The sequence below is a fragment of the Saccharothrix sp. ALI-22-I genome, assembly GCF_001984175.1.
Classification (GTDB): domain Bacteria; phylum Actinomycetota; class Actinomycetes; order Mycobacteriales; family Pseudonocardiaceae; genus Actinosynnema.
The window spans coordinates 167,428-182,229 of record NZ_MTQP01000067.1; the positions used below are offsets into that span (position 1 = coordinate 167,428).

Annotated in this window: 8 protein-coding genes; 5 read left to right on the forward strand and 3 right to left on the reverse strand. The window is 69.6% G+C overall.

The genetic code is table 11. The annotated features are described in order from the left end of the window. Positions 1 to 13 precede the first annotated feature (13 nt). The gene (locus ALI22I_RS33105) at positions 14 to 1,138 is read left to right on the forward strand and encodes a hypothetical protein (RefSeq protein ID WP_077009504.1); all 1,125 of its coding nucleotides are present in this window, start codon (positions 14 to 16) and stop codon (positions 1,136 to 1,138) included. A 62-nt stretch (positions 1,139 to 1,200) separates the two neighbouring features. On the opposite strand, the gene ALI22I_RS33110 is transcribed toward ALI22I_RS33105, so the two are convergent. The 3 genes from ALI22I_RS33110 to ALI22I_RS33120 all read right to left on the reverse strand — a co-directional run bounded on the left by ALI22I_RS33110 (position 1,201) and on the right by ALI22I_RS33120 (position 6,941). Further along, positions 1,201 to 1,707, reverse strand: a complete 507-nt coding sequence (locus tag ALI22I_RS33110; RefSeq protein ID WP_143532564.1) for a hypothetical protein — start codon at positions 1,705 to 1,707, stop codon at positions 1,201 to 1,203. A gap of 165 nt (positions 1,708 to 1,872) precedes the next feature. Then, entirely contained in the window at positions 1,873 to 4,443 is a 2,571-nt protein-coding gene (glgP, locus tag ALI22I_RS33115; protein ID WP_077009506.1) for an alpha-glucan family phosphorylase, read from the reverse strand. Positions 4,444 to 4,583: 140 nt separating this feature from the next. Beyond that, on the reverse strand, positions 4,584 to 6,941 hold the full coding sequence (locus tag ALI22I_RS33120; protein ID WP_077009507.1) for an NACHT domain-containing protein: 2,358 nt from the start codon (positions 6,939 to 6,941) through the stop codon (positions 4,584 to 4,586). 350 nt (positions 6,942 to 7,291) lie between these two features. Here ALI22I_RS33120 and ALI22I_RS33125 point away from each other — a divergent pair, with 350 nt between their 5' ends. The 4 genes from ALI22I_RS33125 (at position 7,292) to glgB (ending at position 14,721) form a co-directional block, all read left to right on the forward strand. Then, on the forward strand, positions 7,292 to 9,271 hold the full coding sequence (locus ALI22I_RS33125; protein ID WP_077010102.1) for an alpha-1,4-glucan--maltose-1-phosphate maltosyltransferase: 1,980 nt from the start codon (positions 7,292 to 7,294) through the stop codon (positions 9,269 to 9,271). A gap of 103 nt (positions 9,272 to 9,374) precedes the next feature. Beyond that, positions 9,375 to 11,186, forward strand: coding sequence for a maltose alpha-D-glucosyltransferase (treS, locus tag ALI22I_RS33130; protein WP_077009508.1), 1,812 nt, complete (start codon positions 9,375 to 9,377; stop codon positions 11,184 to 11,186). A 5-nt stretch (positions 11,187 to 11,191) separates the two neighbouring features. Further along, positions 11,192 to 12,532, forward strand: a complete 1,341-nt coding sequence (locus ALI22I_RS33135; protein WP_077010103.1) for a maltokinase N-terminal cap-like domain-containing protein — start codon at positions 11,192 to 11,194, stop codon at positions 12,530 to 12,532. Further along, on the forward strand, positions 12,529 to 14,721 hold the full coding sequence (gene glgB, locus ALI22I_RS33140) for a 1,4-alpha-glucan branching protein GlgB (protein ID WP_077009509.1): 2,193 nt from the start codon (positions 12,529 to 12,531) through the stop codon (positions 14,719 to 14,721). The genes ALI22I_RS33135 and glgB overlap by 4 nt, the downstream gene beginning before the upstream one ends. Positions 14,722 to 14,802 lie beyond the last annotated feature (81 nt).

The window sequence follows — 14,802 nt, forward strand, 5'->3', positions numbered from 1 at the left end:
CGTCTTCAGGGTCGTGTGGAAAGTGCTGACCGGGTTGGTCCTGGTCGTTCTGGTGGTCTGGCGGCCTGGCGTGGCGTCGTTCGGTGGGGCCGTGTGCGGCACGTGGGTGGTTCTCGCGCTGCTGCAAGTCGGGTTGCTCCTGGGGGCGGTGTTGTTCCGGGTGCGGGTGCCGTTGGTGGTGATCGGCATCGGCGGTGAGGTGCGCACGTGGAACCGGCCGCACCTGCGGGTGGTGTGGCGGACCATCCCGTTGCTCGTCTCGGTGGGTCTGACGTCGATCAAAGCGCCGGTTCGCCGTCGGCTGTGGCTGACCGGGCTCACGTCGGTGGTGCTGTCCACGGCGGCGGTGGGCGCAGTCTGGCTGGGTGCGCTGGTCTGGGCGGACGGGGACCAGCCGTTCCTGCGCGGGTTCGCGATCGCGGGCACGGCGGTGCTGGTCAACGGCCTGTGGCCGCGACGCGGCGCGGGCACCACCTCGCCCGGCTGGTTCGTGTTCGCGCTGCCCCGCGTGTCGGCCCGGACGGCGGCCGAGTTCGAGGCGACGCCGCTGGTCAACAAGGTGTCCGACGCGCTGGAGGTCGGGGATCTCGACCGGGCCGAGGCGATCGCGGACGAGCTGGTCGAACGCCACCCGACGCTGCTGGTCGCGATCGGCGCACGGATCGCCGTGCTGACGTTGCGCACCAAGTACGGCGAGGCCCTGCACATGGTCAGCAGCCTGGTCGGGCGCACCGACCTCGGCCCGCGCGACATGGCGTTCGTGCTGGCGGAGATGGCCAGTTCCACCGCGATCGCGATCGAGGGCGGCCAACTGCCCGCCGACATCGGCCTGCCGGCGGCGAAACGGGCCGCGGACGGCGCGATGCAGTGCGGCTACCCGCGCTACCGCTGCACCGGCACGTTGGCGCAGCTCGCACTGCTGGAGAACGACCACGCCGCCGCACTCGTCCTCGCCAACCAGGCCAAGAAGACCAGCGAGAGCGGCTTGGCGCGCGCGGACGCGTTGGCCACGATCGCCCGCGCCCAGATGGCGGCCGGGGACAACGCCGCGGCCCGTGCGACGTTGGTCGAGGCCCAGGAATTGGCCGGCTGGATGCCCCGCGTCGCGGAAACCACTGCCCGCCTCAACATTGCCTGAGCGACCCAGCGGATTTCACCACGACGGAAGCGACGCCCAAAAGACGGACGCACCACACTCGGCTACGCAGGCGGCTTCGGCATGGTCGGCAAACCGCCGGGCGGCGCGGGCAGACCGCAGTTCTTCACCATGTCGTTCAGGGTCTTCAGCAGCGTCGACACTTCGGCGACCACTTTCGTCGGTTCCGGCGGCACGGCGCCGGGCACAACCTTGATCAACACGCTGTACACCCCGGCGAACGCGGCCATGGTGTTGGACAGGCACAGCTTCGGCCCCTGGAACTCCTGCTCGACCGGTGCGCTCACCGGCGGCAGGGGCAGGCACTTCGCGCCTTGCAACGCGGCCAGCAGGCCGAGCACGTCACCGAGCGGCGCGGCGGCGTTACCCGGGACGGGCGGCGTCGTGGTCAGCGGCTCGATCACCTTCTTCAGCGTCTGCGCCAACTGCTCGACCAATCCGGCACACGCGGCAGGAGGTTCGGCCGCTTCCCGTTCCGCCGTCGCGGCCGGCACGACCGCCAAGGCGAACAGCACGGCGAGCAACGAGGCGGTTGTCGCGAATTTCCTCACCGGCACACTCTCTCTCGCGCGCACGAATGTTCCCGAGCGTGAATACCCACGCCTACCCGCGAGAAGACAGAATTCGCCCGACCGAGAAAAGCGGTCCGGAAGTGTCCAAAGGAACACGACCGAAGATGACCGCCGGTCACCCCGGCGGTCATCTGATCGGGCGATTCAGCCGGCCAGCACGACCCGGCCGAGTTCAGCGGGTGACGCGAGCAGGTCGTGCCGGGGCAGCACGCGCACCGTGTAGCCGACGGCGCCCGCGTGCGGCAACGGCACCTCGATCTCGTAGTTCCCGTTGCCCGCGTACCGCATGCTGTGCGTGACCACGTCGTACAGCTCGTCCGAGTCGCCGACCCGGCCGAGCGCGACCTGCACGTCCACCTCGGACGGCTCCAGCCCGGCCAGCTCGATCCGCGCCCGCACGCCCACCGGCGAGCCGAGCTTCGGCGTGACGGACCCGTGCAGCGACATCTCCGAGTCCAGCACCCGCACCCGCGTCCACGACGCCCGCAGCCGCTGCCGGTAGGACGCCAGCTCCTTCGCGCCCCGGTAACCCTCGCCGACCACCGAGGCGGCCGACGACGCGGCGGGCGCGTACAGGTTCTCGACGTACTCGCGCACCATCCGCGACGCCTGCACCGCCGGCCCGAGCGACGCCAACGTGTGCCGCACCATCGCCAGCCACCGGGTCGGCACGCCGTCCTCGCCGCGGTCGTAGAACAGCGGCGCGACCTGGCTGCCGAGCAGGTCGTAGAGCGCGGCGGCCTCCAGGTCGTCCCGCCGGGTCGGGTCGGTGATGCCGTCCGCGGTCGGGATGGCCCACCCGTTGCTGCCGTCGTACAGCTCGTCCCACCAGCCGTCGCGGATCGACAGGTTCAGCCCGCCGTTGAGCGCCGACTTCATGCCGGACGTGCCGCAGGCCTCCAGCGGGCGCATCGGGTTGTTCAGCCACACGTCGCAGCCCCAGTACAGGTACCGGGCCATGGACATGTCGTAGTCGGGCAGGAACACGATCCGGTGCCGCACGCCCGCGTCGTCGGCGTACCGCACGATCTGCTGGATCAACGCCTTGCCGCCGTCGTCGGCGGGGTGCGACTTGCCCGCCACGACCAGCTGCACCGGCCGTTCGGGGTGCAGCAGCATCGCGCGCAGGCGTTCCGGGTCGCGCAGCATCAGCGTGAGCCGCTTGTAGGTCGGCACGCGGCGGGCGAAGCCGACGGTCAGCACGTCCGGGTCGAACACCGAGTCGGTCCAGCCCAGCTCCAACGCGGACGCGCCGCGCTGCAACCAGGACGCGCGCGTGCGCCGGCGGACCTCCTGGACCAGCTTCGAGCGCAGGTCGTTGCGCAGCTCCCACAGCCGCTGGTCGGTGACCGGCTCGAACCCGCGCAGGCCCACGCCGGAGTCCTCCGACTCACCCAGCAGCCGGCTCATCTCGGTCGCCGCCCAGGTCGGGCCGTGCACGCCGTTGGTGACCGAGCCGATCGGCACCTCGGAGGCGTCGAAGCCCGGCCACAGGGCGCGGAACATGTCCCGGCTGACCGTGCCGTGCAGCTTGGACACGCCGTTCGCGCGCTGGGCGAGCCGCAGTCCCATGTGCGCCATGTTGAACAGGCCGGGGTTTTCCTCCGCGCCGAGGGCGAGGATGCGCTGGGTGTTCACGCCCGGCAGCAGCGTCTCGGGGCCGAAGTAGTGCTGCACCAGGTCCACCGGGAACCGGTCGATACCCGCCGGGACCGGCGTGTGCGTGGTGAACACCGTGCCCGCGCGGACCGCCGCCAACGCCTGGTCGAAGTCCAGGCCCTCGCCGGTGACCAACTCGCGGATGCGCTCCAGGCCGAGGAACCCGGCGTGGCCCTCGTTGGTGTGGAACACCTCGGGCGCGGCGTGGCCGGTCAGATCGCAGTACGTGCGCACGGCCCGGACGCCGCCGACGCCCGCCAGGATCTCCTGCCGGATGCGGTGGTCCTGGTCGCCGCCGTAGAGGCGGTCGGTGACGCCGCGCAGGTCCTCGTCGTTCTCCTCGACGTCGGAGTCGAGCAGGAGCAGCGGGATGCGGCCGACCTGGGCCTTCCAGATCTTGGCGCGCAGCACGCGGTCGCCGGGCATGGCGACGTGCACCAGGATCGGCGCGCCGGACGGCTCGGTGAGCAGTTCCAGCGGCAGGCCGCGCGGGTCGAGGACGGGGTAGTGCTCGATCTGCCAGCCGTCCAGGCTCAACGCCTGCCGGAAGTAGCCGGACCGGTAGAGCAGACCCACCGCGATCAGCGGAACGCCCAGGTCGGAGGCTGCCTTGAGGTGGTCGCCCGCCAGCACGCCCAGGCCGCCGGAGTAGTTCGGCAGGGCCTCGGTGACGCCGAACTCCATGGAGAAGTAGGCGATCGCGTTCGGCAGCGGCTGGAGGTCGTAGTTCCCGTGCTCACGACGCTGCTGGACCTCGTCCTGGCGGCGTTGGAACCAGCGTGGACCTGTGGTGTAGCGGTGCAGGTCGTCGGCCAGCGCGCGGGCGTGGGCGAGGAACTGCTCGTCCCGGGACAGGGCGTCGAGGCGTTCGGGGGCGACGACGGACAGCAGGCGCAGCGGGTCGCCGCTGTCCACCCACAGTTCCGGGTCGACCGACGCGAACAGGTCCTGGGTGGGCTGGTGCCACGTCCAGCGCAGGTTCGTGGCGAGGGTGCCCAGGGCCGCCAACGGCTCGGGCAGGCTGGCTCGGACGGTGAACCGGCGAAGTGCTCGCATGGCGTCGGACCTTATCCCCCATCCAGCGGTGCCGAGCAACGGCCACCCGAACCGATGCAGGGACCGATACAGCCCGACCTGGGCTTACGTACTCACAGGTGTTCTTTCGTACGCAGTCCGCAAACGTTAACGAGACGGTCTCACCCGTTACGCCGGTCGGTCGCGAGGATGATCGTCTCGCTGACGGGCGCGCGGCCGTCGGCACGCCGTTCGAGGAGCGTCACGCCGGCGGCGATGGCCCGGAAGTCGTCCGCGACCTCGGTGGCGGCGCTGTCGTCGGCCTCGATGGCCAGGCAGAGCGCGCCGATGCGGAGCGTGGTGGCGAGGTCCGCGGTCATCGGCTGCTCGCCGGTGAAGAAGGGTTGTCCGAGGTCCCACAGGACGTTCGCCACCTCACGCCCCAGGCCGCTGCGGACGCCGAACGTGTAGTTCAGCCTCGCGGAGCGTGCGTGCTGCACGAGCCGGTACGGCGACAACACGAAGTCCCGCGTGTCGACGCGGCTGCGGTTGGCGAACGCTTCGACCACCGGGCGGTCGAGTTCGATGTGCAGCCTGATCAGGATCGCTCGCAGCGCGTTCTCGCGCGCGGGGCGCTGTCCTCCCGACGCCGACGGCCTGTAGATCCACTTCATGTCGACGGCGATGTGTTCGATCAGCGTCTTCGAGTCCACGCCGTGGGGGTGTGGCGTGCCTGGCGGTGTCCACAGTTCGGCTTCGTCCAGCCACACCGAGCGGAGCGGCGGACGGGACAGCGCGCGCTGGACGGCCGGGTGGTCGAGTTCGGCACGGCGGGGCAGGCGGTATGCGCGGGAGATGGTGTTGGCCCACTCGCCGAACCGGAGCGCGTCGGCACCGTCCATGCCGAGCACCGGCTCGCCGTCCGACTCGTACTCGTTCGACTCGTGCTCGCGGTAGAGGGCGTAGAGGACGTTGGTGATCGGTTTGGTGCCGATGAAGATGCCGTCGCGGACCTGGATCTTCTCGCGTTGGTGGCGGGTGAGCATGACTCCGGCGATGAGCCTTCGGCGTTCGGGGTCGTCGGTTTTGGGATCCAGTAGATCGTCCAGGCGTTTGCGCAGGCGAGGGGCGAGTTCGGCGGCTCGTTCGGCGCAGTCGAAGGCCAGGGAAAGGGCGGTGACGGTGCCGGAGGACAGGCAGACCGCGACGATCGGGTCGGCGTCGGCGCGGGCGACGTAGAGGAGGGTGGTTTCACGCCACCAGTCGTTGTCGACTTCGTCGACCAGGAGGTGACCGAGGCCCTTTTCGCGGATGTGGGCGGCGGCCAGGTACTCCTGGAAGGTGAAGTGCGCGAATGAATACAAACCGCTTTCACGTTCCACGAGCAGGCCGCTGGAGGTGACGTCCTCCAGCAGTGCCTCTTCGGTGAGGTTGGTGGCCATCCGGCTGAGGGCCGGCTTGAAGTCGCTCAGCACGGTGTCGCGCGAGACGTCCCGCACTCCGCGTTGCATCATCGTGAGCGCGAGGCCTCTGAGGAGCACTTCCTTCTTGTCGCCGTCGAGGTGGACGGGCAGGCGTTTGGCCTCGTGCCGGCGCCAGAGCACGACCTCGCAGATCTCCCGGTACAGCTCGGCGCGGCTGTCGGGGAGCTTGCTGCCGAAGCGGTGGACGTTGGCGACCATCGTCAGCAGGAGCGGGTTGGCGGTGAGGTCGTAGAGGTCCGGGTTCGAGTGCAGGCGGGTGAGCAGTTCGTCGGCGGCCTGCTCGGCGCGGAGTCGGACGGCCTCGCCGGTGGCCTGGGTGCTGAGCTTCTCGATCGCCAGGTACCAGTTGCGGACGAACCTGGTGACCTGCTCGTCGGTGAAGTTGCGGACCTGGAGGACCTGGGCGCCCGCGACGGGCGTGGAGCGGTAGCCGTGCGGGCGGGACGTGACGACGAAGTCGTTCTCCGGGTACTGGCGGGTCTGGCGTTCGACCCAGTCGGCGACCAGGCGGCGGTCGTGCCGGCGGGCGACTTCGTCCAGGCCGTCGAGGAGGATCGTGCAGGCGCCTTCGGCGAGGCGGTGCTCGAACCAGCCCGGTGGTTCCTGCGTGCCGTAGCGGCCGAGTTTGACCCGGAGCAGAGTGGTGAGCGGGACTTCGGGGTCCTGGGTGATCGCGGTGACGTGGTCGCGCAGGTAGAGCAGGATCGGCACCCGCCTGCGGCCGTTCGAGCGACTGATCGTCAGGGCGAGGTGGCGCAGCAGGGTCGTCTTCCCGCTGCCGGGCACGCCGATGATCGCCAGCACGGCGGGCAGCGGTCGGTCGAGGAATTCGGTGATCGGCAGCCGGTCGTCAGTCGGGAGCCGGGCGAGGACACCGGCGGGCGCGTTGTGCGGTGTCTGGTGGACGAGGCCGACGTCGACGAAGACGTCCTCGAATTCGGGGGTGTGGAACCCGACGACGACGAGCCCTTTGAGATCGATGTAGCGCAGACTCGCGCGCACGTACTCCCGGTACACCCGCTCAAACCGCTTGGACCGCGCCCAGCCGAGGTTCACCCGCGTCAGTCAAGTGCAGACCGGCAGCCGATACCAAGTGGACTCGCAACGACAACCCGGACGCCACTATCACCTGCGATGATCGTCCCGCATGACAGATCGGGGCCATCGCGGACAGTGACCGATTGGCTCGATCACCACCCGAACGAGACTGGCTTGACAACGGAACGGTAACGATCAAGAGATGGAAATGTGATCTCCCATCGCGAGACGGACGCCGTCACCAAAGTGTGCAATCCAATCAGAACGGGTAGGAAGACCAGGCAGGAGTCCCAGTGGCGGCCGTCCCGATCGCTGCGGGCAGACTTGAACGTGCAAGCGTCACACCAGTGAGAGGGGCGCTGCTGCGGATGAGCGGACGACTCGGAATCGACGATGTCTCCCCGACCGTGAGCTGCGGTCGCTACCCGGCGAAGGCCGTGGTCGGCGAGCACGTTCCGGTCGAGGCGACGGTGTGGCGGGAAGGCCACGACGCCGTCGCCGCCACGGTCGCGTGGCGGGGACCGACCGACCGGGTCGCCAGACAAACACGCATGGTGCCTCTGGGCGTCGGCCTGGACCGCTGGGCCGCCACGATCGTCCCCGACGCCGAAGGCCCCTGGACCTTCCGCGTGGACGCGTGGAGTGACCCCTGGGCCACCTGGGAGCACACCGTCGAGGTCAAGATCGCCGCAGGTCAGGGGCCTGAGGACCTGGCCAACGACCTGGAGACCGGCGCGCGCCTGCTCGACCGCGTCAGCCGCCGCCCGGACCGGCGCAAGGACAAGCCCCTGCTGGCCAACGCGGCGAGCGCGTTGCGCGACGAGCACCGTCCCCTGGCCGAACGGGTCGCCCCCGCCCTGGCCACCGACGTCCGCCAGATCATGCACGACCACCCGGTGCGCGAGTTGATCACCAAGGGCAAGCCGCGCAAGGTGTGGGTGGACCGGAAGCGAGCGACTTTCGGGTCCTGGTACGAGTTCTTCCCCCGCAGCACCGGCGGCCTGGACGAGTCGGGCGTCCCGGTGCACGGCACGTTCGTCACCGCGGCCAGGGAACTCGACCGCATCGCGGCCATGGGCTTCGACGTCGCCTACCTCCCGCCGATTCACCCCATCGGGCGGATCAACCGCAAGGGCCCGAACAACACGCTCGTGGCCACCGAGGACGACCCCGGCTCGACCTGGGCCATCGGCGCGGACGAGGGCGGGCACGACGCGATCCACCCCGAGCTGGGCACGATCGAGGACTTCGACGCGTTCGTGGCCCGCGCCCGGGAACTCGACCTGGAGGTGGCGCTCGACCTGGCCCTCCAGTGCGCGCCCGACCACCCGTGGGTGTTGAAGAACCCGGAGTGGTTCACCACCCGCCCGGACGGCACGATCGCCTACGCGGAGAACCCGCCGAAGAAGTACCAGGACATCTACCCGGTCAACTTCGACAACGACCCGCAGGGCATCTACAACGAGGTGCTGCGCGTCGTCCTGCACTGGGTGGACCACGGGGTGAAGATCTTCCGGGTCGACAACCCGCACACCAAGCCGCCGGACTTCTGGGCGTGGCTGATCTGGGCGGTCAAGGACCGCCACCCGGACGTGCTGTTCCTCAGCGAGGCGTTCACCCGTCCGGCGAGGCTCTACGGCCTGGCCAAGCTCGGGTTCACGCAGAGCTACACCTACTTCACCTGGCGCACGACCAAGGAGGAGCTGACCGAGTTCGGCACCGAACTGGTCGAGCACTGGGACGAAGCGCGGCCCAACCTGTTCGTGAACACCCCCGACATCCTGCACGAATCGCTCCAGCACGGCGGTCCGGGCATGTTCGCGCTGCGCGCGGCGCTGGCGGCGACGATGGCGCCGACCTGGGGTGTGTACTCGGGCTTCGAGCTGTTCGAGCACGAAGCCGTCCGACCGGGCAGCGAGGAGTACCTGAACTCGGAGAAGTACCAGCTCCGCCCCCGTGACTACGCGGCGGCGGTGGCCGAGGGCCGGTCGCTGGAACCGTGGTTGCGCAAGCTGAACGCGATCCGCCGGGCGCACCCGGCGTTGCAGCAGATGCGAACACTCCGGTTCCACCACGTCGACAACCCGGCGTTGATCGCGTACTCCAAGCAGGACCCGGGCACCGGTGACACGGTCGTCGTCGTGATCAACCTGGATCCGCACGACGCGCAGGACGGCACCGTCTGGTTGGACCTGCCCGCGCTCGGTGTCGACTGGCACGAGCGGCTGATCGCGCACGACGAGGTGTCCGGGGAGACCTGGGACTGGGGTCAGGCCAATTACGTACGTCTGGAACCCTGGCGCGCTCCGGCGCACATCGTGGGCGTGCAGCGCAGGTTCAGCAGCTAGCGAAAACCCAGCCCGGTCCCCTTTACCGAGTCCCCGCGCCCGCCGAAGAGCACGAGGGACGATCGAACGCACCCCCAATGAGGTGGGACGAGGTGGAGCACACATGCAAGAAGAGGCCCGACCCGACGCCGCTCTGGTAGGCCTGGAGAACGTGCCGCACACCGGCGAGGCCATCGGCGCCGACGGCCTGCTGGTGGAGCCGCAGGCCGAGGACTTCCGGTCGGCCAAACTCGTGCCGCGCGAACGAGACTGGTTCAAAGGCGCGGTGTTCTACGAGGTGCTGGTCCGCGCGTTCAGCGACTCCAACGGCGACGGCACCGGTGACCTGCGGGGCCTGGCGTCCCGATTGGACTACCTGGAGTGGCTCGGCGTGGACTGCCTCTGGCTGCCGCCGTTCTACGCGTCGCCGCTGCGCGACGGCGGGTACGACATCTCCGACTTCCGCGCGGTGCTGCCGGAGTTCGGATCGGTCGAGGACTTCGTGTACCTGCTGGACGAGGCGCACCGCCGGGGCATCCGGGTGATCACCGACCTGGTGCTCAACCACACCAGTGACGCGCACCCGTGGTTCCAGCAGTCGCGGACGGACCCGGACGGGCCGTACGGCGACTACTACGTGTGGGGCGACGACGATCAGCGCTACGCGGACGCCCGGATCATCTTCGTGGACACCGAGTCGTCCAACTGGACCTACGACCCGGTGCGCGGCCAGTTCTACTGGCACCGGTTCTTCTCGCACCAGCCCGACCTGAACTTCGAGAACCCGCACGTGCAGGAAGCCATGCTGGACACGCTCCGGTTCTGGCTCGACCTGGGCATCGACGGGTTCCGGCTGGACGCCGTGCCGTACCTGTTCGAGCAGGAGGGCACGAACTGCGAGAACCTGCCGCGCACGCACGACTTCCTGAAGCGCTGCCGCAAGGTCGTGGACGACGAGTACCCCGGCCGGGTGCTCCTCGCGGAGGCGAACCAGTGGCCGTCGGACGTGGTCGAGTACTTCGGCAACGCCGAGGTCGGCGGCGACGAGTGCCACATGGCGTTCCACTTCCCGCTGATGCCGCGCATCTTCATGTCGGTGCGGCGCGAGTCCCGGTTCCCGATCTCGGAGATCCTGGCCCAGACGCCGCAGATCCCGGACGGCTGCCAGTGGGGCATCTTCCTGCGCAACCACGACGAGCTGACGCTCGAAATGGTGACCGACGAAGAGCGCGACTACATGTACGCGGAGTACGCCAAGGACCCGCGGATGAAGGCCAACATCGGCATCAGACGCCGGTTGGCCCCGCTGCTGGAGAACGACCGCAACCAGCAGGAACTGTTCACCGCGATGCTGCTGTCCCTGCCCGGATCGCCCGTTCTCTACTACGGTGACGAGATCGGCATGGGCGACAACATCTGGCTGGGCGACCGCGACGCGGTGCGCACGCCCATGCAGTGGACCCCGGACCGCAACGCGGGGTTCTCCAACTGCGACCCCGGCCGGATCTACCTGCCTGTGATCATGGACCCGGTGTACGGCTACCAGGGGCTCAACGTCGAGGCCCAGCTGAACAACCAGTCCTCGCTGCTGCACTGGACCCGGCGGATGATCGAGGTGCGCAAGCAGCACCACGCGTTCGCGGAGGGCGACTTCACCGATCTCGGCGGCTCCAACCCGAGCGTGCTGGCCTACCGGCGGCGGTGGCGGCGGCCCGACGGCCACGAGGACGTCGTGCTGTGCGTCAACAACCTGTCGAGGTTCCCGCAGCCGGTCGAGCTGGACCTGTCCGAGCACCGCGGCAGCAGGCCGGTCGAGTTGACCGGCGGGGTGGTCTTCCCCACTGTGGGCGATCTGTCCTACCTGCTCACCCTGCCCGGTCACGGCTTCTACTGGTTCCAGCTCGCGGAAGCCGACGACGACAGCGAGGCGAGGTGAGGGACGTGACCGAACCGCACGACCTGGTCGACAAGGTGATGACCGAACTCCCCGGGTGGCTGCCCGCACAGCGGTGGTTCGGCGGGAAGGACCGGCCGGTCACCTCGATCCGTCCACTCCGGACGTCGGTGCTGCGGGCCGAGGAGCCGGTGCTGGTGCACCTGGTGGTCGAGGTCGAGCAGCCGGACCGGCGCGAGCCGTACCAGTTGCTGGTCACCGACCACGTGGAGCACTTCGACGCGACCTCCGTGCCGGAGTTGACCGGCACGCTGCTCGACCTGATGGCCGAGGGCGCCGAGATCGACGGTCTGACGTTCGCGCACGAGCCGGACGTGGAGCTGCAGACGGGGTTGCGCGGCCGGCCGATCACCTCCGAGCAGTCCAACACGTCGCTGGTGTTCGGCAACCAGTACATCCTCAAGCTGTTCCGCAAGCTGACCCTCGGAGACAACCCGGACCTGGTGTTGCACCGCGCGCTGCACCGGGTCGGCTGCGAGCACATCGCCCAGCCGCTCGGGTCGATCACCGGCCGGCTGGACGGCCACACCACCACGGTCGGCATGCTCCAGCAGTTCATGCCCGACGCGGTGGACGGCTGGGCGATGGCCACCACGAGCGTGCGCGACCTGATGGCCGAGGCCGATCTGCACGCCGACGAGGTGGGCGGCGATTTCGCCGGCGAGGCGCAGCGGCTCGGCCATGCCGTAGCCACGGTGCACGCGGACCTGGAGCGCGCGCTCGGCACCCAGCACGCGGACGCCGAGGACATCGACCGGACCGTCCGGACGATGGTCTCGCGGCTGGACGAGGTCGTCGCCGCGGTGCCGGAGCTGCGGCCTTACGTGCCCGCGCTGCGGGAGGCGTTCGAGCAGGCCAGGGACACGCACGACGCGATCGCCATCCAGCACATCCACGGCGACCTGCACCTCGGCCAGGTGCTGCGGACCGTGCACGGTTGGTTGCTGATCGATTTCGAGGGTGAGCCGGGCTCGCCCATCGCGGAGCGGAAGGCGCTGCGCTCGCCTTTGCGCGACGTGGCCGGGATGCTGCGATCCTTCGACTACGCGGCACACCAGATGCTGGTCGGCCAGCCGGAGGACCACCAGCTGACCGTGCGGGCGCTGGAGTGGTCGCGGCGCAACCGCGCGGCGTTCACCGAGGGCTACGCGGAGGCGGCGGCGGAGTCGGTCGGCGACCCGCGCAAGCGCGGCTACCTGCTGCGGGCGTTCGAGCTGGACAAGGCCGTGTACGAGGTCGCATACGAGCACGCGAACCGGCCGGAGTGGTTGACGGTCCCGTTGTCGTCGATCGCCCGGATCACTGGAGAGGGAGCGGTGCAGTCATGATCTCGCCCGAGGACGTCGACCGGCTGCTGGCCGGGGCGCACCACGACCCGCACTCGGTGCTCGGCGTGCACCACGTCCCCGAGGGCGTGGTCGCGCGGGCGCTGCGTCCGGGAGCCACCGCGGTGGCCGTGATGGCGGGTGACAAGCGATTCGAGCTGGACCGGGTCACCGACGGGTTGTTCGCCGGTGACCTGCCCGAACACCCCGGCGACTACCGGCTGGAGGTCGAGTACGGCGACACGGTCGTCGAGGTGGACGACCCGTACCGGTGGCTGCCGACGGTCGGCGAGCTGGACCTGCACCTCATCGGTGAGGGACGGCACGAGCGGCTGTGGGACGTCCTGGGCGCGCAGGTGCGCACCTACGACACGCCGAACGGCGCCGTCTCGGGCGTCTCGTTCGCCGTCTGGGCGCCGACCGCGCGCGGTGTGCGGGTGTGCGGCGATTTCGACGGGTGGGACGGGCGGGCGAACCCGATGCGGTCGCTCGGCTCGTCCGGCGTGTGGGAGATCTTCGTCCCCGGCATCCCGGCGGGCGCCCGGTACAAGTACCGCATCCTCGGCCGGGACGGCGCGTGGCACGAGAAGGCCGACCCGATGGCGTTCGCCACGGAACGGCCGCCGGCGACGGCTTCGGTCGTCACGCAGTCCGCGTACTCGTGGGGTGACGTGGAGTGGCAGGCCAAGCGCGACGCCACGCAGTGGATCAACGCCCCGGTTTCGGTGTACGAAGTGCACCTGGGCTCTTGGAAGCCGGGCCTGGGCTATCGGGAGCTGGCCACGGAGCTGGCGGACTACGTGGTGAGCGCCGGGTTCACGCACGTGGAGCTGATGCCGGTGGCCGAGCACCCGTTCGGCGGGTCGTGGGGCTACCAGGTGACGTCGTACTACGCGCCGACGTCCCGGTTCGGTTCGCCGGACGACTTCCGGCACTTCGTCGACATGCTGCACCAGCGCGGCGTCGGCGTGATCATGGACTGGGTGCCCGCCCACTTCCCGCGCGACTCGTGGGCGCTGGCGAAGTTCGACGGCTCCGCCATGTACGAGCACGAGGACCCGCGCCGGGGCGAGCACCCCGACTGGGGCACGCTGGTGTTCGACTTCGGGCGCAACGAGGTGCGCAACTTCCTCGTCGCCAACGCCCTGTACTGGATCGAGGAGTTCCACATCGACGGCCTGCGGGTCGACGCGGTGGCGTCGATGCTGTACCTGGACTACTCGCGCAAGGAAGGCCAGTGGCTGCCCAACCAGTACGGCGGCCGGGAGAACCTGGACGCGGTGCGGTTCCTCCAGGAGCTCAACGCCACGGTGTACAAGCGGCACCCCGGTGTGCTGATGGTGGCGGAGGAGTCGACGGCGTGGCCGGGCGTCACGCGGCCGACGCACCTGGGCGGCCTGGGCTTCGGGTTCAAGTGGAACATGGGGTGGATGCACGACACGCTGCACTACCTGTCGCGTGAGCCCATCCACCGGGCGTACCACCACAACGAGATCACGTTCTCGCTGGTGTACGCGTGGAGCGAGAACTTCGTGCTGCCGCTGTCGCACGACGAGGTCGTGCACGGCAAGGGGTCGTTGTGGCAGCGGATGCCCGGCGACGACTGGAACAAGGCGGCCGGGCTGCGGTCGTTGCTGGCGTTCATGTGGGCGCACCCCGGCAAGCAGCTGCTGTTCATGGGCGGCGAGTTCGGGCAGCGGGACGAGTGGTCCGAGGGCCGGCCGTTGGACTGGCACCTGATGGAGGAGCCGCTGCACCGGGGCGTGCACGGGCTGATCTCGGACCTGAACCGGGTCTACAAGTCCTCGCCGGCGCTGTACAGCGTGGACAACAAGCCCGAGGGGTTCTCGTGGATCGACGCGAACGACTCGGCGGGCAACGTGCTGAGCTTCCTGCGGATCGGCGCGGACGGCTCGGTGCTCGCCTGCGTGGCCAACTTCGCCGGCATGCCGCACCACGACTACCGGGTGGGTCTGCCGGTGGCGGGGCGGTGGCGTGAGGTGGTGAACACGGATTCGGAGGTCTACGGCGGGTCCGGCGTCGGGAACCTCGGTGGCGTGCTGGCCGAGGAACACCCGTGGCACGGCCGCCCGGCCTCCGCCGTGCTCCAACTACCGCCGGCGGGCGTGCTCTGGCTGGCCCCGGACACCACCGTGGCGCCGGACAGCCTGAACGACCTCGACAACGACTGACCGGGCCGGCAACGGCTCACCGACAGCACGCTCCGGCAGGGGTCCTCGCCAAGGGGGGACCCCTGCCGGCGGCTTCAAGCA